Consider the following 22,276-nt stretch of genomic DNA (forward strand, 5'->3'; position numbering starts at 1 on the left):
AGTTCGATGAGCAGCGTAGCGCCGCAGGTTATGACGACGGTCAACGCTCCTTATGGGACGAACCTTTCCGCTTATAATCTGGCCGAACTTCTCATCGATCTCGAAAGAGTGAACACCTTTAACGCTATTTCCTTTTCTTTCTTCTCGGAGATTCCTCCTGACATTCAACGCGATTTTCTCAGGGAGATGGGTGTCAGCGCTTTAGCGGTCCGTGCTATGAAGGTGACGGTGTCATCGATCATGCGACCCTAAGCACTCTGATCACGGCCCACTACATGCATCGCAAACCTATTTATCGCGGTTTTTATCGCGGTATTGGTTGAAGAATGGATGCCTATCTGCCAAACTGCAAAAACTCACGGAAACCCGTGGGTTCTGGCTAGGCAATTTTTATCGCTAACCTCCGATCAAATGTTACGAATTCATTGCGAATCTGGATTCTACATTGGAGCTAAGCTGCTGAAGTTATTGGCCAGATTCTAAAATGCGATGATCGGGCTGAAGAAAGACCTGCCGGATCGCGGCGGCAACGACGGTGTTCTGCCCCTTGGGCACGTAGCCCAGCTCGTTCCTCATGAAGTGGACGCGACAGCGCTGCCAGGTGGCGCCGAGCACGCGGGTGATTGCGGCCTTGAGGCCTTCGTGGTCATCAGAGATGACGAGCTTCACGCCCTTGAGCCCGCGGCGCGCCAAGTCCTTGAGGAAGGTCGACCAGAACGGCTCGGCCTCGCTCGGGCCGATATGGAGGCCGACGATCTCGCGCTTGCCCTCGGTATGGACCCGAAAGCAGCGCACGCTCTGCGGCGAGCCTTCTCCGGTCAGGATCCAGGATAGAGTCCGCGCTGGACCGCGAAGAGTCGCGTGATCCCTATGAGTGCGTCCAACATCGGGGTCTCGATACCGAGCTGCTGCGCGATTTCTCGCGGCGCCCCGAGCAGCTGGTCGACCTCCAACGGTCGTCCCGCTTCTACATCCTGAAGCATCGACGTCTTGAAGGCTCCCAGTCGTCGCGTCACCGCCTGGCGATCTTCCCCCCGCTCCATGATGAGACAGCCGATCATGGCGCCGATGGCTTGAGCTTCGGCCATGACGGCGAGAATGAACGACGCTGCCAGCGGATCATCCAAGATCCTGTCGCAGGTCGCACCCGTGACGGCAGAAATCGGATTCATCGTCATGTTGCCCCAGAGCTTGTACCAGATCTCGTATCTGATCCTTGAGCTCCGTTCGACGTCGAAGTCGGCGTCCTCGAAGATGCCGGCGAGCCGGTCGAGGCGCTCCGAATGTCGCCCCCCCGGCTCCCCGAATATCAGGCCATTGCCGGCCTTATGAACGATATGCCCCGGCGCCTTCGACATCGCACTCGCATGGACGACATTGCCGATCACCTGATCATAGGGAAGCGTTTCGGCAATGATGCCGCTCTCGTCCACCGACAGGAGCGGCAAAGAAGGCCGATCGCCGTCGTTCTCCAGGAGAAACCACCAAGGTACGCCGTTCATCATCGGCACGATCGATGTCCAGGGGGTGATCATCGGCAAGATTCGAGGCGCCAATGCCGCCAAGGCCGGCCCCTTCACCGAGATGAGTACGATATCTTGAGGCCCCAGATCCGCCACGCTGTCAGAAGCTGCGACCGATGCGACCAGCGTCTCTCCACCGATATCGAGCTTCCAGCCGTCCGCTCTTATGGCCTCCAGCGTGTCGCCCCGCGCGAGGACGCTGACATCATGTCCGCGTCTTGCGAGACGAACGCCGATCCATCCGCCGATCGCACCGGCCCCGACGATACCTATGCGCATTCTACCTCCATCCGTTCAATAGCCCTTCGCGGTGAGCCCGGAATCGACATCGGCCGCCTTGGCGCCGCGAAGCGCGGCGAGCCGTTCGCTGGATCGCGCCAGCAGGGAGACATCCGTACCCACCGCGATGAACGTGCAACCCGCCTCCACCGCGCGATCGAAACCGACTTCATCCAGCGCCAAGGTTCCGACGGCTTTCCCACTGGCGTGAGCCATATGGATCGCCCGTCGGATCGTCTCGACCATCACGGGATGGTCCGGCTGACCGCGATATCCCAATGCCGCCGACAGATCCGAAGGACCGATGAAAATTCCATCCACGCCGTCCAAAGCCGCTATCGCTTCGAGATTCCCGAGGCCAGCGACGGTCTCGATCTGCACCAGCAGACAGATATCCTCGTCGGCCTCCTCCAGATATCGAGGAAGGCGGTTCCATCGCGCCGCTCGCGACAGTCCGACGCCGATGCCGCGCACACCTTTCGGCGGATAGCGCGTCGCTCGAACCAGATCTGAAGCCTGCAACGCCGTATCGACGAACGGGATGAGGAGGGTCTGGAACCCGATGTCCAGATATTGCTTGATCAAGGCTGTGTCGCCGCACGGCAATCGCGCCACGGGATGAGATGGATAGGGCGCGACGGCTTGCAACTGCGCGACCATGCCAGGAATGTCGTTGGGCGCATGCTCGCCATCGAAGAGAAGCCAATCGAAACCCGCTCCGGCACATATTTCGGCCGTGTAGGGGTTCGCGAGCGCCTGCCAGAGGCCGATCTGCCGCTGCCCTCGCATGATCGCCTTTTTGAAACCGTTTCGTCCCATCTTCATACGAACCGCGCAGCGATCGAACCCAGGGGGCCATAGTCGACATGAAAAGTGTCGCCCCGCGCGATAGGGACAGGAGCCGTGAAAGAGCCGCTCAGAACGATTTCGCCGGGCTCCAGACCGACGTCGAAGGGAGCAAGCTTGTTCGCCAGCCACGCGATGCCCTTCGCCGGATGATTGAGTACCGCGGCCGCGACGCCGGATTCCTCGATGACGCCGTTCTTGTAGATCAGGGCCGATATCCAGCGAAGATCCAGAGCGTCTGTCCGGACCGGCCGACCACCCGTTATGATGGCCGCATTCGCCGCATTGTCCGCGATCGTATCGATCATCGTACGTGTCCTGCCACTTGCGGGGTCGGACCTACGAATACGTGCATCGATCACTTCGAGCGTCGGGATTACCCAGTCGGCCGCCTCCAGGACGTCGATGATGGTCACTTCCGGTCCCTTCAACGGCCGCCCGAGAATGAACGAAAGTTCGACTTCGATGCGCGGCTCGATGAACCGATCAAACGGAAGATCTCCCCCCTCGGGCAGAAGCATGTCGTCCAGCAACGTTCCGTAATCCGGCTCGTCGATATTTCCGGCCCTTTGCATGGCCTTGCTGGTGAGCCCGATCTTGTGTCCGACGGCCCGCCGACCACCGCCGATCTTCTTGGCGACCCAGGCGGTCTGCACCGCATATGCATCTTCGAACGTCATGTGAGGATAGCGCAGGGAGAACAGATCCACCTGACGACGGGAGCGTTCGGCTTCGTCCAGCTCGTTCGCGAGGCGCGAAACAAGATCATTATCGAGCGGCATCAGCTATCTCCGAATCCGCGTTGACGTAGGCCGTCTTGACGGCAGTGTAGAATTCGGCGGCGTAGGTCCCCTGTTCACGCGGCCCGTAGCTGGACTGCTTGCGGCCTCCGAACGGCACGTGATGGTCGACGCCGGCCGTAGCAAGGTTCACCATCACCATGCCGGCTTCCGCCCTCCGCTGAAATTCCTTGGCATGGCGCAGCGAATTCGTCGCGATCCCCGCACACAGGCCGAAGGGAACGTCGTTGGCGATGGCGAGCGCGTCTTCGAAATCGGCCGCCTTAATGATGGAGGCGACCGGGCCGAACACCTCTTCCTGATTGATGCGCATGCCGGACTCACTGCCGGCGAAAAGCGCCGGGGAGAGGAAATATCCGTCCGTTCCCCGTTCCAGCCTTTCTCCGCCCTTCACCAGCGTCGCGCCTTCCCCCTGCGCCACGGCGATATAGTCGAGGTCGATCTCCAATTGTCGCTCGCTGGCTACCGGACCGATGGTCGTCGATGGATCCCTCGCATCTCCTACCCTCTCTCGACCCATGGCCGCGATCAACGCTTCCAGGAAGGCATCATGTATCCCTTCTTCCACGATCAGCCTGGATGATGCCGTGCATCTTTGACCGGTCGAGAAGAAGGCGCCATCGAGCGCGCAGCGGACCGCCAGATCGAGACGCGCGTCATTCAGAACGACGAACGCATTCTTCCCGCCCATCTCGAGCTGGACCCGCGCGCCGTGCGCGCTCGCCTTGGCAAGGATATCACGGCCGACCCGCGCAGACCCCGTGAAGCTGATGGCGGCGATCCCCGGACCGCACAGGGCATCGCCAAGCACGTCGCCACGCCCCATGACCAGATTGAACACGCCCGCAGGAGCACCCGCCCGATGGATGATCTCGGCGAGCATCCAAGCACTGGCGGGCGTCGATTCCGCCGGCTTGAAGACGACCGTGTTCCCATAGGCGAGCGCGGGTGCGATCTTCCACGCCGGTATCGCGAGAGGAAAGTTCCAAGGCGTCACGAGCGCGACGACCCCGATCGGCTCACGCGTGATCTCCACGCCGACGTCCGGTCGAAGCGAAGGCAGCTTCTCACCCCGCATCCGATACACCTCCGCGGCGAAGAAGGAGAATATCTGGCTGGCTCGAACGACTTCCTTTCGGGCATCGGCAAGGGCCTTACCTTCCTCCCGAGCGAGCAGGTCGGCCAGCTCTTCCCGGCGCACGGAGATTTCCCGCGCCACCCTTTCGAGCAGATCGGCTCTCGTTCCGACCGAACTGGTCGACCAGGACCTGAACGCGTACCGTGCCGCAGCCAAAGCGCAGCGCACCTGCTCTTCGTTCGCATGGTCGTAATGACCGACGACATCGGAAAGATCGGAAGGATTGACGTTCGGCGTCGATATGCCTGCCGACCACTCGCCGCCGATGAGGTTGGCGTGCGAATTCATGCGAACACCTTGCCGGGGTTGAGTATCCCCTTCGGATCGAGAGCTTGCTTGACCGAAGCCATGAGTGCCATTTCCACGGGCGACTTCAGCCGTTCGGCTTCGGAGGTGCGCAGGGCTCCCAGGCCGTGCTCGGCCGAGAACGTACCGCCATGGTCGACTGCCAGATCGTGGATCACGGTATTGAGCGCGCTTTGCGATGCCAGGAAGCGACTTTGGCTCGCGCCCGGCCGGGGCGAGAAATTATAGTGGAGATTGCCATCTCCCAGATGCCCGAAAGTGACGGGGATCATGTCCGCCACGAGAGGCCGGATGGCGGCTTGGGCGGCTTCCAGGAATGACGCGATGCTCGAGAGCGGGAGCGCGATGTCGTGCTTGATCGTCTTGCCTGCCGAGCTTTGCGCCTCCGAAATGCTCTCACGAATCCGCCAGATTGCGAGACCCTGTGCTTGTGACGCGGCGATCGTGGCGTCACATATCGTGCCACGTTCGAAAGCATCGGCGAGGAGCGCTTCGAAGACGTCCCGACTCTTCTCGTCCCCGCCGAACGGGGAGAGCTCGACAAGGGTATACCAGGCCGCTGATCCGATGGGATTGCGGCTTCCGGGGATGTGCGCTTCGACCAAATCCATCGCCTGGCTCGAAACCATCTCGAAGGCCGAGAGAGCTTCGCCGAAACGCGCCTTGATGTCGTGGAACAGCTCAAGCGCGGATCGAACGGAGGGCAAGCCGATGAATGCGGTGATGTGCGCCGCCGGTGCTGGAAAGAGCTTGAGCACCGCCCCGGTGATGATCCCGAGCGTCCCTTCGGAGCCGATCATCAGATCCCTCAGATCGTAGCCGCTATTGTCCTTGCGCAACGCCCGCATACCATCCCATATCTTCCCCTCGGCGGTGACGACCTCGATACCGAGACACAGATCGCGGGCGTTGCCGTAGCGCAGTACGCCGGTGCCTCCCGCGTTCGTCGCGAGATTGCCGCCGATGGTGCAGGATCCTTCAGCGCCCAGGCTCAACGGAAAGAAGCGCCTTGCCTCGCGCGCCGCTGCTTGGACCGTCGCCAGGATGCATCCGGCATCCACGCTGATAGTATCGTTCACGGGATCGATACCGCGGATGCGATCGAGCCGCGAAAGCGAAAGCACGAGAGCATTGCCACTCCCATCGGGAGTAGCTCCACCCGACATGCCGGTATTTCCGCCCTGAGGCACGATGGGGACATCATGTTCCGAGCACCAGCCCACCACGGCGGCGACATCCTGTGGTGTGTCCGGCTGGGCGACGCCCAACGCTCGACCGTGCCACATGTCCCGCCAGTCCGTGAGGAAGGGCGCGACGTCGGCCTGCTCGGTCAGCAGTCGGCCCGAGAACCGGGAGGACAGACTCGCGAGCCCGCTCATCTCGCTTCCCTTACGGACGCGCGATAGTTCGCCTTGAGATCGGCTCGAACTCTCTCGTCGAACCCCAGCGCCACCCGTCTTACTTCGGGCGTATCCATAGGCGGATGGCCGATGTCGATCGCTCTGGGAGCAGGACCTTCGACGACCCTGTTGGTGAGGCGACCGATGTTGGTGATCTCGACTTCGATCGTGTCGCCAGGGTCGATGGAGCGTGAATGCGCCGGTGTTCCGGTACAGACGATATCACCGGGAAGAAGCGTGATGTGGCGGGCGATATCGGCGATCATATAGTCGGGACCCCAGATCATCTCCTCCCCGATGTCCGCTTCCTGGACGATGAGACCGTTCCGGTAGGTGCGCAGTGTCTGTTCGCGCGGATCGACGCCCGACACGATACCCGGCCCGATCGGACAGAAGCCGTCCATTCCCTTCACCCGCAGCATCGATCCCTGATCGGTATCGCGGAAATCCTGAGCGCCCATATCGAGAACCGGCGCGAAGCCCGCTATGTGATCCCACGCCTCCTCGGGAAGGATGTTCCGCGTCACCCTGCCGATGATCGCCGCGAACTCGCCTTCATAATTGAGGTAGCGGACGTCCGCCGGCTTGACGAGCGTGCCATTGTGCCCGTTGAGCGACGTGAACGGCTTGGTGAAATAGGTGGGCGTGAGCGTGGGCCTCGGGTCGTTCCGCGTTTCCACACCGCGCGAGGCGTAGCTCAGATGCACGGCGATGATCTTGCTTGGTGCCGTCGCGCAAGGCGGCAGGTGGACGAGCGCGCTTGGGTCGACCACCCGGCCGTCGTCGAGCCGCAGCTCAGATGCCCCTACCATGGTTCCCCAGCATGCGCTGCCTTCTACGAGAACCTTGCGCCGCTCGATACGTGGGCCATCAAGGACGCTCATGCCGCACTTCCCTCGTCCTCTAGGTCGAACCAGATGTGGATGTTGCCCGTCCCCCGAGCGTTCTCATATTCCGACAGAGGCTCGCCCCTTGCACGGCACGCCGCGCCGCCGAGAGCTCCGATCATCTGGAGATAGTGCCCGCCAAAGCCCTCCCAGGGAATGCGCGCGTATTCGGTGGGAAAGCGCTCGAGGATCACGTCATGGCGTCCTTGGCGGAACAGCTCCACGACTTCCAGATCGCTACACCTATTCGCTTCGCTCGAGACGTTGGCAGCATCGAATATCCGCTGGTGACGTTGTACGCTATCGATGTCGTTGAACTTGTGGCTGAGGGCTCCGCTTGCCAGAAGAACGACCCTCGAATCCGATCGGCCGATGGCCTCTCCGACCGCTTGCCCCATCGCGATGAAATGATCGGGCTTGCAGTTCTGGCAGTTGCTCGCGGTGAGTACCCTCTCCTTCGCGTTCAGCAGATTTACGACGTTGATCGTGGCATAGTGGCGCGGCAGATCGGGCGCGTCGATCGCCAGAGCGGGAACGCTCCGCTCCTCCGCAACGCTTTGGATCAGATGCGCGAGATCCGGCGCCCCCCGATAATCATACGCCTGTCCATGCAGATACCATGGCATTTCATCGGAAATATAGTTGCCCGAATAGCCTTCACCGGCATCGAGAAGATGAAAGCCGGTCGTGAACCAATGGGTGTCGAAAATCAGCAGGACGTCGGGCGCGACCTCATCGATCTTTCGCCTCAACCGCCGATAGCCTGCAATAAGATCGGAATCCCGCCCGGCCCCGACCTGCAGCCGAAAATCATCCGATTGCATCAGGCCGGGATGGTGAGAGACGAGAGCCGCTCCTACGATTTGTCCCATGATCTGTTCTCCGCTCGTGCGATCGGTCAACGATGGCTGAAGCTGGGCACGAAGGGCTGCTTGGGCAGGATGACGTCCTTGACGTCACTGAAGAACTCGAAGCTCCAGTCGCCTCCTTCACGCCCGATTCCGCTCTGGCGACAGCCGCCGAAAGGTGCGGCGAGGTCCCGGATGCCGAAGCTGTTGACCCAGATGAAACCGGTACGCACCCTTTCCGCGACGGCACGCGCGCGCTCGGTTTCGCCGAAGCAGACGCCCCCCAACCCATATCTGCTGTCGTTGGCCAGCGCGATCGCCTCGTCATCGTCGCGGAAGCCCTGCATGACGAGAACGGGACCGAATATCTCGGATTGCACGACCTCGGAGCCCTGCTCAACCCCGGTCAGCATGGTCGGTCGGTAATAGAGATCACCGAAGGCGTCGCGCCCTCCACCCCAGAGGACTTCGGCTCCCGCGGCCTTCGCACGATCGACGAAACCCTCGACGCGCTCGATCTGGCGAGGATGGATGATCGGTCCCACCTCGGTCGCCGCATCTCGCGGATCGCCGATTACGAGTTCGGCGACAAGCCGGCTCATCTTATTGATGAACGCCTCGCGCACGGCTTCGTGGACCAGAAAGCGGGTACCCGCGAGACAGACCTGGGTCGCGTTGCGATACATGAGCGCACCGGTCTCTGCGGCTCGATCCAGATCGGCATCGGCCAAGACGATGAACGGAGACTTGCCCCCCAATTCGAGACTGCAGGGAGTGAGGTTCGCACCCGCGGCCTGCGCTACGGTCTTCGCGGTTTCCACCGATCCGGTGAAGGAGATGCGCGCCACACGTGGATCCGCCACGAGGGCAGCCCCTGTCTTCGCACCCGTTCCCTGGACGATATTGAAGACGCCCGGCGGCAGTTCCGCCGCCGAAGCGGCATCGGCAAGCAGCGAACAGGTCAAGGGCGCCCATTCGGGCGGTTTGATGATGACCGTGTCACCGGATGCGAGGGCCGGCCCCGCCTTCCATGTCGACAGCATCAGCGGTGCGTTCCAGGGCGTGATGATCACGCATACCCCCGCCGGATCATGACGGATTAGATGCGTGGCCTGGGCGGTCTCGATGACCTTGTCCTGAAGCCTCAGGGCCGCGTCCGCGAAGAAGGTGATATTGAGCATCGCTCGGGGCACGATGCCGTGCCGCATGCGCGAGAGAAGCACACCCGCATCGTTGGATTCGGCAAGGCAGAGCAGATCCGCACGCTTGCCGATTTCCTCGGCGAAACGAACGAGATAGGGAAGTCGTCCCTCGGCGCCGAGGGCGGCCCAAGCGGGAAAGGCTCGCGACGCCGCTTCGACCGCCAGTTCCACCTCGGCCGCCCCACCGAGCGCCACGTCACCCAAGACCCTCCCGTCGATGGGTGAAAATATCTCGAACCGCTCGTCGGCGTCGATGCGTCGTCCGTCGATATAATGTAGGGCGGAGATTTGTTCGCCGCCGATGAGAACCGCTTCCGTCATGCCGTTCCTCCTGTCCGAGGAGGAACTACCCTCGGGCTTTATCTACTAGAAGCGAAATATCCGATAGTCTTTTTGAATTTTTCTGTATAATCTAAGCCCATGTCCCCGCATTTCACGCCCCGGCAGATCGACGCGTTCGTCGCTGCAGCCGAGCTCTCCAACTTCACATTGACGGCGCGTCGCCTGGGGTTGACTCCATCGGCGGTCAGCAATCTCATCAACGATCTGGAGGGATCGTTCGGTTTCACTCTCTTCGAACGGACGACCCGCAAGGTCTCTCTGACGGCGGAGGGCCGAGAATTCCTGCCTTCCGCGCTGGCAGTGCAACAGCAGATCAGCCGAGCCTCCTTCGCCGCTGCAGACATCGGAAATCGCGCCATCGACGTCGTGCGCGTCGCCGCTCCGATGGCCATCGCCGCTCTGATATTGCCGCCCCTCATAGCCGCCTATCGCCGCGGCAAGCCGAAGACGCTCGTGCGGATTCTCGATACCGGCGTCGAATGGCTGGCCGACCGGGTTCAGATCGGGGAGGCGGATCTCGCCCTCGGCCCGGACCGCGCCGTATCGGTCGACATCGCCAAAGCGGATATCTTTCCGACGTACTGGGTTCTCTGGTGTCATCCCCAGCATCCACTCGCAGCGAAAGGCGACGAGATAGAGTGGCGAGAATTGTGCGATGCCGACGTGTATGCCGCTGGGCGTGATCATGAGCACAGCATCGGCGCCTATCTGCCGGCTGGATCCGACGCCGTCCAGGTTCGTCCCGTTCAGATCGTGGAGAACCTCTCGACTGCACTCGGGATCGCAGCAGCCGGCCTCGGCGTCACCTTCTCACCGGACTATGTCACCCCTTTCGCCCAGGCGCTCGGCCTCGTGAAACGGCCACTCATTTCCCCGCGAGTAGTTCGATACATGACCCTCTATCAGCCGGCAGACAGACCCTTATCGTCCGCTGCCGGTCACTTCAGTGCCTATCTCGCGGTCGAACTCGGCGCGACGAACGGAGAATAGCACGAAACCCGAAAAGCTCGCCATGATCGCGATCGAGGCCTGAAGCGGAGTGGAAACGCCTCACCTGGGGGAACGCAGCTCGATCATGAAGCCGTGCGCGTTGCCCGGTTCGACGACGAGCGATCAGATCGGCAGGATCGTGCCTCCCGGAGAAGAGCCCTGAACGGAACCAAGACCGCGAAGCGAGGCACAAAGAAAAGGGGGAAACCAGAGGTTTCCCCGCCCAGTTTGCGCACCACAGCCAGGGCAGGCTGGTGCCTCGGTGGGTCCGTCACATCTTGAAGCGCAGCCCGATCGTATAATAGCGGCCGATCGCGTCGTCGCCGTTCACGGCCGGATTGCCCGTACCCGGCGTCCCGACGCGGGTGGTCGACGGCGCGATACGTGGGTCGCGATCGAACAGGTTGTTCACGTTCAGGAACAATTCGAGCGACTTGTTCCCGACATCGATCGCCTTGCTGAGACCCAGATCGGCATAGAAAGCCGATGAGAGATCCCCGTCCGCGAAGATCAGGTTCGGATTCTCGCTCCGCGTCTGTGCGCTATAATAGCGCAGTTGCAGATTGGCATTGAACCCGTCGACCGTGTAGCCGAGGAAACCGGTCACGCGATGCTTCGATAGACCTGGAGCCCCCGCGAGATTGAGCAGGGTCGAGGTGGGAAAAGCGCGCGTCTTGAGCACCGGCTGATAGGTGTAGAATGCCCGCAGATCGACCTTCCCTGCACCGAGATCGAAATTGTAGCTGCTCTCGAGATCGATGCCGCGGGTGAAGGTCTCGGCCACGTTGAGGTTGCTGTTGAGGACCATCGTTGGAAAGTTCGCCGCGGACGTGTCGCTGAACGGCAAGGGACGCACGATCGCCGCGCAGACGGGCGAGGCACCGTTCGATTGCTCGCAGTCCTGAAGGATCGAGGCGTCGGCGCCATTGATCGTCCCGATCGCGTTGTTGATCCGGATACTGAAATAATCGACCGACAGAGAGAAACGCGGAAGCCATGCCGGGGTGTAGAGGAAGCCGACCGTGTAGGTGCGAGCGACTTCGGGCACCAAATCGACGTTCCCGCTCTTCTGCACGTCCACGATGCCCGACACACCGGTATGAGGATCGTAGATGTTGGCGAAACTCAGCGCACGACCCGCGAACAAGTCCGAAAGCGTGGGTGCGCGGATATCTTGGGAAACGGCCCCTCGAAAGCGCAACTGATCGAACGGCTGCCAAATGGCCCCGACCTTCCAGGTCGTGGCGTCTCCGGATGTCTTGTAGTGGGTCTGGCGCAGCGCGCCGTTGATGGCGAGCCGCTGCGCGAAGGGAACATCCTCGAGCAGTGGCACCAACACTTCGCCTCCGACTTCCCAGACGTCGTTGCGCCCCGACATGGCGGACTCGGTCGGGTAGGCCCACATCAGCGTGGGAGGCGTTGCGAGCCGGATGCCGGTGAAGTCGGGGACCGTGAGCGAACTGGAATCCGTCGTCTGGACCAAGCTCTCTTCACGATATTCGAAGTTCAGCGATACGGAGACCGGCCCGGCCCAGGTCGAGAATGGAGAACCGTTGATGCTCGCTCCGAAGTCGTGCATCTTGTTGCGCGCGGACCAGGAGGTGTCTTCGTAGATGAAGTCCTTGGCCGCTTGGCTCTGGTTTCCGACACCGAACATGTTGATCGGCGCACATCCCGGATAGAGGCCGGGATTCGTGATGGAGACACGGCAGACGATCGCACCCTGATTGTCGCGGACGGCATCGAGCGCAGCATAGAAATTCGGGTAGTTGATATTGTTGTGCGTGACGGAATCTACGTCTGCCTGACCGTAGGTGTAATAAGCGTCCCAACGAAAATCACCCAGCACGGTTCCGGTGAGCCCGACGGTATAGCGTTGCGAGCGCGTGCTTTGATCGAGCGTGGAATCGGCCGACAGATCGTTGTTGAGGCGCCCCAATCCGAAGAAGGGTGTGTTCGTGGCGGTGAGCAGCGCTTGGGCGTCTGCGGGAAGGAAGGGATTGCCGCTGTATATCCGGTAATTATTGGGCCTCTCGTTGGAATTGTGCATTCCGTTGGTCTTGGACTCCGCCCAACTGGCCTGAGCATAGAAGCGCACGGAGTCGCTGAGTTCGTAATCGAAGCGCCCGAAGAACTGATTGGTTTCGATGGGTGGGACGAGATTGACCCCCTGATAATAGGAGCCATCGCCGCCTATCGCGAGATTGGGCGTCGAAGTCGGCACCCCGGCATTGAAGGACGCGAGCGTGCCGCTTCCCACGAACTGACGACCGGTGAAGGGGCCACTACGCGCCAGACCGCCGTCCGACACATTGGAGATCCGGCCATTGTTCACCAGCACGAAAGGCTGCGAACTCGTCCCGAGGCCGGCATAGGTCGGCGCGGTGGCGCTCCAATCCCGATCCGCGGTCGAGGCGATCCCCTTGTTCTCGTAGCGCTCGGCGCTGAACAGGAAGTGTCCCCGATCGCCGATGTCGAAACCGCCGGCGACGCCCGCTCGCCAGGAAGCGGCGTCGCCGGCTTCGGCGATACCGCTCTGGATTTGGGCCTTGAGTCCCTTGAAATCACGATCGAGGATGAAGTTCACCACACCCGTGACGGCATCCGAGCCGTAGACCGCCGAGGCGCCGCCGGTCACCACTTCGACGCGTTCGACCAGCATCTGCGGGATCGTGTTGGCGTCGACCTGTCCATTCAATGCAGTCGCCGGAACCCTACGACCGTCCTGTAGCACCAGCGTGCGGATGGCACCGAAGGAACGCAGATTGATGAAGTTGCCCGAGAATATGTTGGAACGTCCGCTGCCGGCACCGTTCCCGGCACCGACGTTGTTCGTCGAGCCCGCGAATTGCGGCATCTTGTTGAGCGCCTCGGGAATGCTCGAAGGCGTCAATTGGAGCTGCTGAGTTCCTGCCACGGTGAGGGGCGTGGGCGCATCTCGGCCGTCTCTGATGGCGCGCGACCCGGTGACGATGATGTCTGCGGGGTTCGCAGTGGCCGCTTCCTCGGCTTTCCCACCGGCGTCGGTTTCGACGGCCTGTTGCGCCAGCGCCGTCGGCGAGAGCGCCAGCAGGCACACACCCGCGTTTAGAGCCACGAACAACTTCATATTCCCCTCCAGCAGTCTTCAGATTCGAAACGATGGGCTGCAGTCCATTCCGGCCTCCTTTTCGAAATGCCTGGACATGCTGCGCCGTGCTTTGTTTCAAATGAAACTAATAAGCAAATAATTTCTGTATTTTTGATATTATGTCGAAGTTTGTCGGTTCTTATCTTCATTTATAGAATATACATCTTTGAACACAAAGATAACAATTAATATTTATTGGCAGAAATCTTGACTATTACATCTCGAAAGGAGAAATATCCGCTCATAGACCGAGCGGTGCAAGATCAATTCCGGGGGTATGGTGCGCCTCTTCACACCACGGCGACTTCGACCGCCGCAGTGAAGTGATCGGTTTCCGACGCACGGACACTGCGGATACCCGGCCGACGGCTGCAAGGAGAGTTCATGGACATGAAGGCTGACGACAACCCCGCAGATATCCTGCTTCGCTTCACCGCAGCGGTCGATCGGCGCGACCACGAGGCAGCGGCGGCCTGTTTTGCGGAGAACGGATCTTTCCGTCCAGGGGAAACACTCATAGAAGGCGTGTCGCAGATCGAGGCCTTCTATGAGCGGCGTCTTGCCGATCCGCGGCGAAGGACCAGCCATATCTGGGCCAACATACTCATCGACAGGGTCGACGAAGACCATGTCGCAGTCAGCGCGACACTCTCGAACTATGCGTTGGAACCGCAGATCTCCGAAACGGAGGTCCAGCTTCGCATCGGTCGGGTCACGTGTGAGCTCGTGCGCGACGCGCGGGGTACCTGGCTCTTCGCCGAGCAATCCTACGAAAAGACCTTCGCTCTCGTACTTCCCCTCAGTGCGGCCGGGCCGCGATAGGAATCGAACATGCCATCAATGACCCTCGAAACCGCCGCGACGATCGTGGATGGAGCTCTCGCTCATGCCTCGACGCTCGGCCTCAATCCTCTGACCGTGGCCGTACTCGATGCAGGCGGTCATCTCGTCGCGTTCAAGCGCCAGGACCGGTCCGGCATATTGCGTCCCGAAATCGCCATGGGCAAGGCTTGGGGCACCCTCGGTATGGGCCTGGGAGGTAGATCCCTCGCTCAGCGGAGCGAAATCGCACCGGCCTTCTACACGGCTCTCGTCGGCGCATCTGCAGGCCGGGTCATCCCCGTGCCCGGAGGCGTACTCATCCGCGATGCGTCCGGCGACATCATCGGCGCCGTCGGAATCAGCGGCGACATGCCCGACAAGGACGAAGCATGTGCTGTCCAAGGGATCAGCATGGCCGGTTTCGACGCGGACGTCGGCGGTAGCCACTAACCCGGAGAAGACAGTTGAAGCTCGCTCAATTCCATGATGGCACCCAATGGCGTCCCGGCGCGGTGGAGGGTGACGAGATCATCGACCTGCTCTCGGGCGATGCCGGGGTCCCCGCTTCCGTCACCCGGATCGTCGCGGGCGGCGAACAGGCTCTCGCCTTGGCGAGACGTGCAGCGGCATCGGGCATCCGCCGACCGCTTTCGTCCGTGCAATTCGGTCCACCCATCACACCGCGCAAGTTCCTCGGTCTCGGCCTTTGCTATCGATCACACGCTCGCGAGATGGAACGTAGGGGGCAGGTCATCCCCAAGCATCAGGTCTGGTTCAATAAACAGGTCACCGCTCTGAACGGTCCCTATGATCCGATCCATCTGCCGCGCGTGTCCTCGCATCTCGACTATGAAGGCGAGCTCGCCATCGTGATCGGGCGCAAGGTCAGACATCTCAAGGCGCAAGACGCATCGTCCGCGATCGCCGGCTACATGATCTGTAACGACGTGTCGGTGCGGGACTGGCAGCAGCGATCTCCCACCGCGACGCTCGGCAAGTCGTTCGATACTCACGGCCCGGTGGGACCATGGTTGACCACGGCGGACGAAATTCCTGATCCGGGCAACCTCGCGGTGCGGACCTGGGTGGACGGCGAACTTCGACAGGATGGCAATACGCAGGAGATGATCTGGACCTTCGGGCAGATGCTGGAGGAACTCACCTCGGTCTTTACTCTGGAGCCTGGCGACATCTTGTCCACGGGCACGCCGGCCGGTGTCGGCCAAGGCTTCGATCCTCCGCGCTTCCTCACGGTCGGACAAGTGGTACGCGTCGAGATCGAGGGTCTGGGCTATATCGAGAACAGCGTTGTGGCAGAGCCGTGATGTCCGGCGGCCGCCCCACCCGCATTCTGGGGCAGGCCGCCGCATGCGTTCCTGGCTCGCCTCGTCGAGCGCGACACGAAGGCCGTGGTCTGATCGATCTACGTTCGCGGCAACTCTTCGCTCCACTGCCGGCCCGTCCTGGCAGCACCATCGACCAGTGACCGGATCAGTGGGGGATGGCGAGGATATGGGCGGACCGATCGAGGAAAGGTGTCCCGCCTCGAGCGAGCGGCGGGCTCGCGTAAAGAGGACAGCTTCGCGAAGCATGACGAGCGTTGCGGGGCGGGGTGAATAGGTACCGAGATCATGGATATGTGCGTTGGAGACGGGCAGACCGCCCTGGAAGCCGCGGCTGACGAGCTTCGACAGAATCTGGCCTGGGGACAGACGGACGTCCTACGACGCGTGTTCGAATTCCTCTTTCAGCGTTCGCTCGAAGGCCGAACCGCACGCGAAGTGGAGATCGCGCAGGAGGTATTCGGGAAGTTCGAGGGCTATGATGCCACGACCGACGCGTCGGTTCGCGTTCATGTCCACCGGCTTCGGCGCAAGCTCGACGAACATTATGCCGGTCGTCCGGGCGCACGCATCGTCATTCCCCGCGGTGCCTACCGGATCGTGTTGGGAGAACCGATCGCGATCTCACCCGAGGTTCCACGAGCCATCGTCGCGCCGACCGGATCGCGCGCGCGCAGGATCGGATTGATCGCGGGCTTGTCCCTCCTGCTCGTCGCCGGTGGATACTGGGCCGCGCATCTCAAATATAGCGCGGGACCGCCTGCAGCCTCGACGGGCCTTTGGTCTCCCTTGATGAAGGACGATCGCTTGAAGCTGGTCGTCACAGGAGACTATTACATCTTCGGCGAAGCGGCGCCGGGCGGCAGCGTGACCAAGCTGGTCCGCTCCTTCACCATCAATTCTCGTAAGGATCTGGATCAGGCGATCATGGAGCGACCCGAGCGGAACGGCAACTATCTCGATCTCGATCTCCACTATCTTCCCACCAGCATCGCGCCCGCCCTTCAGCGAATATCGCCGCTGCTGGAGGCGGCAGCGGCTCGATCCCCTACCCGACCCAGGGTTATCTCCATGTCGCAGCTACCCACGGATGCCATCCGCAATCCGGATATCGTCTATGTCGGCTTCCTCAGCGGCCTCGGCGAATTGCGCGATAGCGTATTCGATCTGTCGGGATTTTCGATCGGCTCGAGTTTCGATGAATTGGTCGACCGGAAATCCGGACTTCACTACATGTCCGATTGGGAGAATGTCGTGGCGGACCGAACGCCGCGCCTCGACTATGCCTATATCGCCGCCCTGCCCGGCCCTACCGGCAACCGGATCATCGTGATCGCAGGTACGAGGGATGCGGCAGTGATGCAGGCGGCCGAGATCGCCTCGGATCCCCATCAACTCGCCGCCATCCCTGATGACGTGTCCAAGGCGAATTCCTTCGAGGCGCTCTTCGCCGTCAAGACGCTGGGCAACCAGAATCTGTCGAGCCGGCTCGTCTTGGCAAGGCGAACGAAGAGCACCACGCTTTGATGCTCCTTCTCCTATAACTTGTATTTGAAGCCGACCCTGACGGTACGCGGTTCGACCACTCGGCTCAGTCGACCATCGGTCGGAGCAGCATCGAAACCGGGTATGTAGGATTCGTAATAATAAGCGATATCCTTGTCCCGGCTGTTCAAGATGTTGAGGATTTCGCCGTAGATCTCGAGCCGGCCCGGCTTGAACCCCGCACGCGCGTTGACCACGTCGCTGCCCTTGTCACGCACGCTGTCGTCCTCGAGCAGTGGATAGGGGCCCAGATGCCGCCATCGCAACGACCCTTCCCAGCGCCCACGCACGACCGAGGCTCCCAGCTGCCCGGCATTCTCGAAAGCGTTCGGGATGTAATCGCCATTGTCGTAGCGCGAATGGCTGGCCGTGAAATTCCCGTCGATAGCGAGCCAGGAGAACGGTCGCCAGAATGCTACGAACTCATAACCATGTCGGCGGCTGGCGCCCGTCGGTTCTACGGCGTTCGAGTCACCCACGAACCTGAGTTCGCTGCCGACGTCCAGCCACCAATAGGTAGCCGTCATGTTGAGCTTACCGAGCTGAAGGCGGGCCCCGAGCTCCTTGCCGGTGCCTGCGACCAGGAGAGGAACGGGCGTCTGCGTCACCGCTCCACGCGCATCGTTGGAGTGGAACCCCCTCCCCCAATTGGCATAGAGTTCGAACCGGCTCGATATCTCGTAAGCGGCACCCAATTTGGGGGAAACCAGCGCCTTGTGCCCGCTGCCTTCCCCCAACGCCGCAGCCTGTATGTCCTGAGCCGACACGTCGAACGCATAATAGTCGCCCCTCAGGCCCGCCGTCAGTCGCAATGCCGTCAAGGGCTTCCAACTCGTCTCGGCATAGGCAGAGGCCGATGCCTCGCGTACCGAATAGGTCCCGAGGCTCGCGATGATGATGCCCTGATCGCTGTTCGCGACACCGACATTCCCTATATCGTCGTAGCGATCCTCGGTTCCCAAGCGGAGCGTCAATCGATCGGAGAGCGCGTGTTCCCAATCGGCCTTGACGCCGAAGATCCAGCGTTTGTCGAACTGCGTGATCTGTGCGCTGCTGCCATCCGCATTGGCGTAGGTCGGGTTGGAAGACATCTTCCAGTCGTAGAATTGTGCGTAGACGTTGCCACGAAAACTCGGCGCCGCGAGCTGCGCGTTGGCTATGAAACGCGTCGTCTCCCCCCTGGCACTCGGGTCGGGGGAACAGAAGACGTCGGCGCATTGTGCCGACCCGACGATGCGCTCGGGAATCTGTTCGGTGGGTCTCCATGAACCGCGATAGCCCTGAAGACTGAGATCGAGCTGCTTGTCTCCGAGAGGAAGGGCATATTTCGCGAAGCCGGCATAGTGTCGCAGATGCTCGGCCTCCTCCCAGGGCCCGTCATATCGCTTGACCTGACCGATGAGCGTCAGATCGCCCGGACCGACCCCCTCGATCGTGCCCCCGCCGGCGATCTTACGTCCTCCAAAGGAACCCCATTCGACCGCGACCCACGGACGATCGAACCCCTCGATCGTTCGCATGTAGCTCGCGCCCGCAAGAGCGAAGTCGCCCCCGTCGGCGCGATACGGCCCCTTACGATAGTCCTCCCGCTCTATGATCTCGGGGATGAGACCATTGAGATCGAGATAGCCCTGGCCATGCCCGTGCGTTCTCAGGTTCATCTGCACACCATCGATATAGGTCGTGAAATCCGATCCATGGTCGAGATTAAAGCCCCGGAGGAAATATTGGTTGGCCTTGCCGCTGCCGGAATGTTGGGCGGCGACCATGCCTGGGACCGCTTCGAGCAGCTCGGCAGTGCGCAACAACGGACGGACGAGTAGATCGGCGCCCGAAACGGTTCCTTCGCTCGCGGCATGAGCCACGCCGATCTTCGCCTCCGCCCGCCCGAACACGACTATCTCATTCTCTCCATTCACATCCGCTTCGTTCGGGACGGGGTCGGCGGAGACGGCGGTCTGCGCCAACACGCCGGGTGTAACAGCACAACCGGTGAGAAGAAGCGCATAACGGTAGAGAGACGGTGCAACGGGCATGAGGTCGATCCTTTCAGCCATCGTGCATCCTCATTTCTCGAGAGCTGCAGCAAGCAACGAACAGTTCCGTATTCGTTACGGAACGTTATCACGCCTCCGTTACCATGTGGCCGATCTAGCAGGCGAGGCCCCGATCTCTAGACGTGTCGTCATCGTCACCGACCGGACCGCTCTGCAGTTTCATGGGTTTCGTGAATGCCGAGCCCCCGCGATAGCGACTTGGACGAGACCGTTCTATCGAGGTCGTCGCGCAGGAATATCCTGCACATCGGGCGATGGGCTTGCTCTACCCCTTCTCTACACCGGGAGTTTTGCTCCCCGAGGCGCGTCACACGAACCCGATCCACCTGCCGGCGAATACCACCGCGACCCAGAAGCAGAGAGACAAACTCGCGGCGACCCGGGCCATGATGGGGGTCGGAATATTGTTGTTCCAATCATGCACCGAACGGAAACTCGTGACGTGAAAGATCGCCATGTTGATACCCGCAAGCAAGAGAAGCACGATCTTGATGCGGAAGGGGATGTTCTCGAAATAGCGGGATGCCGACGAAACGAACATCAGCACTCCGGTGATCACCGCGACTACGAAGGCGCTCCAGGTCCACGGCAGGACTTCGTCGGAAAGCTGCAGGACACCCATGTTCCGGGATGAAACACCCAGAAGTCGCAGATCGAGCATCGCGATCGAACCTACGACGAGCACCAGGGCGAGAACATGCAGGGTCTCGATGGTCGGAAACATCCAGGACGATTCCGCGATCGCGAGCGCCACGCTTGTATTCTCGAGCCAGGTGAAAAAACCAAGAAAATCCATCACTCGTCTCCCGCCTCAGACCGCATTGCCGCCCGCGTAGGCGATCCAGCGCCCACAGGTCACGATCGCCACCCAAGCGACCAACGAAAGGCCGCCGCAAAGTCGTATGAGGTTACGCTTGTCCGGCGCCAGGTCCCGGAAGCGATGGTCCTCGAGCAGATTGCGGACCGGCAGGGTCACTGCGACGGCGAACACGAGCAGACCCATCTTCGTCCAGAAGATCCAATTCAGCAGTTCACGGGCAGGCTCGCTCAGAATCATGGCAATTCCTGTTAGGAACAGAACGACCAGTGCTCCCCATATCCAAGGAAAGAAGCGTTGCGCCAGCCCATGCAGGGAATGTTCACGGCCGATGAATCCGACGAGCCTGAGATCGAGCATTCCGATGGACGCCATCACGATCGCGATCGCCAATATGTGAATGCTTTGGACGACCGGCACCACCCATGCGGTGTTCGCGATGAATTGCGAAGCGTCCGTGGAGGATAACCAATCACTTATGGCTTGCATGGTCATTCTATTTCCTCTGCCTAGTTTTTTCGTTTCGGACCGTTCGCGGAGGCATCGATTGACGCGCGGCGAGATCGGGCCGCCGACATCGCTCGTGCGACCGTAGGATCGGATCGGGACCAAGTGTCCTGGCCGATCGCTCCGCCAGGGAGATTTTGGTTCAAACCGAGGCCGGACGGCTCGTGCCGAGAACGAAACGGCCCATGGCGAACACCCCAATGGCGGCAAGCAACGAGACCCCGCCGGCGACGACGAAGAGATTCGCGGCCGACATGCCTGCGCCGATCAGCAGACCACCCAGCACGGGTCCCATGATGGCGCCGATACGCCCGGTTCCCATCAACCATCCGATGCCCGTCGCCCGAATGGCAGTCTCGTAGAAGCTCGCCCCCAGAGCGACGACGCACATTTGAGCGCCGATGCTCAATGCCCCCGCGATGAAGCAAGTGAGCAGGAGCAACCCGGTCGAGTGCGCGCTCGCACCGATGACCGCGATCGCGAAGGCGCCGAGCAGGTAGCCCCACCCGATCGGACGTGTCGGCCCCATTCGATCGGCTAGACGGCCGATGACGAGGCACCCCAGAATGGCACCGAGATTGAGAGCCGCCACGCCCAACACCGCACCTTCCATTCCGACCCCGGCCTGGCGCGCGAGAAGCGGCAACCAATTGACCAGGAAGTAGGCGAGCATCAGGCTGAGGAGAAAAGTGACGGTCAGGATCGACGTGCCGACCAGTTTGCTTTCAGAGAAGAGAAGGAAGATCGGTGCCCGATTGGACTCGGCGCCATCGCCGAATTCTTCCGCCTGAAGAAAGTTCATGCGTCGTTTCACGCGGTCCGCCGCGGCATGGTCCTCCTTGAAGAGCAGAAACCGCATGGATTCCGGCACAAGCAGAGTGACCAGCGGCAGAAGCAGAAGCGGCACCACTCCTCCGATGTAGAAGAGGATCGGCCACCCGAAGGTCGGGATCAGCTGCGCGGCGACTATACCGCCGATGACCGCGCCGAGCGGAAAGCCGCAGAACATCAGCGAAACGATCGTCGCACGGCGGCGCGGCGGCGCATATTCGGACGTCACCGCGATGACGCCCGGCAGCGCGCCTCCGAGACCGAGGCCCGTCACGAAGCGTATCACGAACAGATCCGTCAACGACGTCGCGAACGGCGTCAGAAGCGTCACTGCTCCGAACAGAAGGATCGCAACGATCAGGCTCGGCTTGCGGCCGAAGCGATCGGCCGCCATGCCGAACCCGAGCGCCCCGAAGAGCGCCCCGAAGAGCCCGGCGGCGAACACGCTGCCGAACCGAGCCGCCTCTATCTCCCACGCAGTGGCAATTTCGGGAGCCGCGAGCGCGATCGCCTGTGTATCGAATCCATCAATCAACGCCACCATCGCACAAAGGAGGAAAGTGGTGATCTGATGGGGAGTGAGCGAGATCTCGGGTGTCAGGCCGGCCGCCGGCACGCCCTCGGTTGTGCTTATCATTTTCGGTCCATTCCCGTAATCCGTTG

General features: G+C 61.3%; 19 protein-coding genes and 1 pseudogene. 6 read left to right on the forward strand and 14 right to left on the reverse strand.

Annotated features, from left to right (window positions below; translation table 11 throughout):
- The first annotated feature begins 6 nt into the window (after positions 1-6).
- Positions 7-252, forward strand: a complete 246-nt coding sequence (locus tag AC58EF_RS06945) for a hypothetical protein (RefSeq protein ID WP_497275555.1) — start codon at positions 7-9, stop codon at positions 250-252.
- Positions 253-489: 237 nt separating this feature from the next.
- Here the strand turns inward: AC58EF_RS06945 and AC58EF_RS06950 are convergent.
- From AC58EF_RS06950 to AC58EF_RS06990, 9 genes and pseudogenes are all read right to left on the reverse strand, one after another.
- Positions 490-780: pseudogene (locus AC58EF_RS06950) on the reverse strand (transposase); the annotation flags it as partial.
- Positions 781-818: 38 nt separating this feature from the next.
- Entirely contained in the window at positions 819-1,802 is a 984-nt protein-coding gene (locus AC58EF_RS06955; RefSeq protein WP_497275556.1) for a 2-dehydropantoate 2-reductase, read from the reverse strand.
- Between the two features lie 15 nt (positions 1,803-1,817).
- Positions 1,818-2,627, reverse strand: a complete 810-nt coding sequence (locus AC58EF_RS06960) for an aldolase/citrate lyase family protein (protein ID WP_497275558.1) — start codon at positions 2,625-2,627, stop codon at positions 1,818-1,820.
- The gene (gene hpaH / locus AC58EF_RS06965) at positions 2,624-3,430 is read right to left on the reverse strand and encodes a 2-oxo-hept-4-ene-1,7-dioate hydratase (RefSeq protein ID WP_497275559.1); all 807 of its coding nucleotides are present in this window, start codon (positions 3,428-3,430) and stop codon (positions 2,624-2,626) included. The genes AC58EF_RS06960 and hpaH overlap by 4 nt, the downstream gene beginning before the upstream one ends.
- Positions 3,417-4,874, reverse strand: a complete 1,458-nt coding sequence (locus AC58EF_RS06970) for an aldehyde dehydrogenase family protein (RefSeq protein WP_497275560.1) — start codon at positions 4,872-4,874, stop codon at positions 3,417-3,419. The genes hpaH and AC58EF_RS06970 overlap by 14 nt, the downstream gene beginning before the upstream one ends.
- Positions 4,871-6,271, reverse strand: a complete 1,401-nt coding sequence (locus AC58EF_RS06975; protein ID WP_497275562.1) for an FAD-binding oxidoreductase — start codon at positions 6,269-6,271, stop codon at positions 4,871-4,873. The genes AC58EF_RS06970 and AC58EF_RS06975 overlap by 4 nt, the downstream gene beginning before the upstream one ends.
- Positions 6,268-7,176, reverse strand: coding sequence for a fumarylacetoacetate hydrolase family protein (locus tag AC58EF_RS06980; RefSeq protein WP_497275564.1), 909 nt, complete (start codon positions 7,174-7,176; stop codon positions 6,268-6,270). The genes AC58EF_RS06975 and AC58EF_RS06980 overlap by 4 nt, the downstream gene beginning before the upstream one ends.
- Positions 7,173-8,051: a DODA-type extradiol aromatic ring-opening family dioxygenase gene (locus AC58EF_RS06985; protein ID WP_497275565.1), complete on the reverse strand. Its 879-nt coding sequence runs from the start codon at positions 8,049-8,051 to the stop codon at positions 7,173-7,175. The genes AC58EF_RS06980 and AC58EF_RS06985 overlap by 4 nt, the downstream gene beginning before the upstream one ends.
- Positions 8,052-8,077: 26 nt before the next feature.
- Positions 8,078-9,550 (reverse strand): aldehyde dehydrogenase family protein, encoded by a 1,473-nt coding sequence (locus tag AC58EF_RS06990; RefSeq protein ID WP_497275567.1) that lies wholly within the window; start codon positions 9,548-9,550, stop codon positions 8,078-8,080.
- A gap of 99 nt (positions 9,551-9,649) precedes the next feature.
- Here AC58EF_RS06990 and AC58EF_RS06995 point away from each other — a divergent pair, with 99 nt between their 5' ends.
- Positions 9,650-10,561 carry a LysR family transcriptional regulator gene (locus tag AC58EF_RS06995; RefSeq protein ID WP_497275569.1) on the forward strand — a complete coding sequence of 304 codons (912 nt, stop codon included), beginning with the start codon at positions 9,650-9,652 and terminating at the stop codon, positions 10,559-10,561.
- A gap of 271 nt (positions 10,562-10,832) precedes the next feature.
- Here AC58EF_RS06995 and AC58EF_RS07000 read toward each other — a convergent pair whose 3' ends face one another.
- The gene (locus AC58EF_RS07000; RefSeq protein WP_497275570.1) at positions 10,833-13,670 is read right to left on the reverse strand and encodes a TonB-dependent receptor domain-containing protein; all 2,838 of its coding nucleotides are present in this window, start codon (positions 13,668-13,670) and stop codon (positions 10,833-10,835) included.
- A 405-nt stretch (positions 13,671-14,075) separates the two neighbouring features.
- Between AC58EF_RS07000 and AC58EF_RS07005 the strand changes: the two genes are divergently transcribed.
- The 4 genes from AC58EF_RS07005 (at position 14,076) to AC58EF_RS07020 (ending at position 17,383) form a co-directional block, all read left to right on the forward strand.
- Positions 14,076-14,513, forward strand: a complete 438-nt coding sequence (locus AC58EF_RS07005; RefSeq protein ID WP_497275571.1) for a nuclear transport factor 2 family protein — start codon at positions 14,076-14,078, stop codon at positions 14,511-14,513.
- Positions 14,514-14,522: 9 nt separating this feature from the next.
- Positions 14,523-14,963, forward strand: a complete 441-nt coding sequence (locus AC58EF_RS07010) for a GlcG/HbpS family heme-binding protein (protein WP_497275572.1) — start codon at positions 14,523-14,525, stop codon at positions 14,961-14,963.
- Positions 14,964-14,977: 14 nt separating this feature from the next.
- Positions 14,978-15,838, forward strand: a complete 861-nt coding sequence (locus tag AC58EF_RS07015; RefSeq protein ID WP_497275574.1) for a fumarylacetoacetate hydrolase family protein — start codon at positions 14,978-14,980, stop codon at positions 15,836-15,838.
- 306 nt (positions 15,839-16,144) lie between these two features.
- On the forward strand, positions 16,145-17,383 hold the full coding sequence (locus AC58EF_RS07020; RefSeq protein WP_497275575.1) for a helix-turn-helix domain-containing protein: 1,239 nt from the start codon (positions 16,145-16,147) through the stop codon (positions 17,381-17,383).
- Between the two features lie 11 nt (positions 17,384-17,394).
- Here AC58EF_RS07020 and AC58EF_RS07025 read toward each other — a convergent pair whose 3' ends face one another.
- The 4 genes from AC58EF_RS07025 to AC58EF_RS07040 form a co-directional block, all read right to left on the reverse strand.
- Entirely contained in the window at positions 17,395-19,458 is a 2,064-nt protein-coding gene (locus tag AC58EF_RS07025) for a TonB-dependent receptor (RefSeq protein WP_497275576.1), read from the reverse strand.
- A gap of 307 nt (positions 19,459-19,765) precedes the next feature.
- Entirely contained in the window at positions 19,766-20,254 is a 489-nt protein-coding gene (locus tag AC58EF_RS07030) for a DUF6644 family protein (RefSeq protein WP_497275578.1), read from the reverse strand.
- 15 nt (positions 20,255-20,269) lie between these two features.
- Positions 20,270-20,770 carry a DUF6644 family protein gene (locus tag AC58EF_RS07035; protein WP_497275580.1) on the reverse strand — a complete coding sequence of 167 codons (501 nt, stop codon included), beginning with the start codon at positions 20,768-20,770 and terminating at the stop codon, positions 20,270-20,272.
- 154 nt (positions 20,771-20,924) lie between these two features.
- Positions 20,925-22,250 carry an MFS transporter gene (locus AC58EF_RS07040; RefSeq protein ID WP_497275581.1) on the reverse strand — a complete coding sequence of 442 codons (1,326 nt, stop codon included), beginning with the start codon at positions 22,248-22,250 and terminating at the stop codon, positions 20,925-20,927.
- Positions 22,251-22,276 lie beyond the last annotated feature (26 nt).

The organism is Sphingobium sp. WR1 (assembly GCF_059693745.1).

What these genes read in the sequence shown, in the direction of transcription:
- AC58EF_RS06945 (WP_497275555.1), top strand. Translation starts at nt 7, where the DNA reads ATGAGCAGCGTAGCGCCGCAGGTTATGACGACGGTCAACGCTCCTTAT.
- AC58EF_RS06955 (WP_497275556.1), bottom strand. Translation starts at nt 1,802, where the DNA reads ATGCGCATAGGTATCGTCGGGGCCGGTGCGATCGGCGGATGGATCGGC.
- AC58EF_RS06960 (WP_497275558.1), bottom strand. Translation starts at nt 2,627, where the DNA reads ATGAAGATGGGACGAAACGGTTTCAAAAAGGCGATCATGCGAGGGCAG.
- hpaH (WP_497275559.1), bottom strand. Translation starts at nt 3,430, where the DNA reads ATGCCGCTCGATAATGATCTTGTTTCGCGCCTCGCGAACGAGCTGGAC.
- AC58EF_RS06970 (WP_497275560.1), bottom strand. Translation starts at nt 4,874, where the DNA reads ATGAATTCGCACGCCAACCTCATCGGCGGCGAGTGGTCGGCAGGCATA.
- AC58EF_RS06975 (WP_497275562.1), bottom strand. Translation starts at nt 6,271, where the DNA reads ATGAGCGGGCTCGCGAGTCTGTCCTCCCGGTTCTCGGGCCGACTGCTG.
- AC58EF_RS06980 (WP_497275564.1), bottom strand. Translation starts at nt 7,176, where the DNA reads ATGAGCGTCCTTGATGGCCCACGTATCGAGCGGCGCAAGGTTCTCGTA.
- AC58EF_RS06985 (WP_497275565.1), bottom strand. Translation starts at nt 8,051, where the DNA reads ATGGGACAAATCGTAGGAGCGGCTCTCGTCTCTCACCATCCCGGCCTG.
- AC58EF_RS06990 (WP_497275567.1), bottom strand. Translation starts at nt 9,550, where the DNA reads ATGACGGAAGCGGTTCTCATCGGCGGCGAACAAATCTCCGCCCTACAT.
- AC58EF_RS06995 (WP_497275569.1), top strand. Translation starts at nt 9,650, where the DNA reads ATGTCCCCGCATTTCACGCCCCGGCAGATCGACGCGTTCGTCGCTGCA.
- AC58EF_RS07000 (WP_497275570.1), bottom strand. Translation starts at nt 13,670, where the DNA reads ATGAAGTTGTTCGTGGCTCTAAACGCGGGTGTGTGCCTGCTGGCGCTC.
- AC58EF_RS07005 (WP_497275571.1), top strand. Translation starts at nt 14,076, where the DNA reads ATGGACATGAAGGCTGACGACAACCCCGCAGATATCCTGCTTCGCTTC.
- AC58EF_RS07010 (WP_497275572.1), top strand. Translation starts at nt 14,523, where the DNA reads ATGCCATCAATGACCCTCGAAACCGCCGCGACGATCGTGGATGGAGCT.
- AC58EF_RS07020 (WP_497275575.1), top strand. Translation starts at nt 16,145, where the DNA reads ATGGATATGTGCGTTGGAGACGGGCAGACCGCCCTGGAAGCCGCGGCT.
- AC58EF_RS07025 (WP_497275576.1), bottom strand. Translation starts at nt 19,458, where the DNA reads ATGGCTGAAAGGATCGACCTCATGCCCGTTGCACCGTCTCTCTACCGT.
- AC58EF_RS07030 (WP_497275578.1), bottom strand. Translation starts at nt 20,254, where the DNA reads ATGGATTTTCTTGGTTTTTTCACCTGGCTCGAGAATACAAGCGTGGCG.
- AC58EF_RS07035 (WP_497275580.1), bottom strand. Translation starts at nt 20,770, where the DNA reads ATGACCATGCAAGCCATAAGTGATTGGTTATCCTCCACGGACGCTTCG.
- AC58EF_RS07040 (WP_497275581.1), bottom strand. Translation starts at nt 22,250, where the DNA reads ATGATAAGCACAACCGAGGGCGTGCCGGCGGCCGGCCTGACACCCGAG.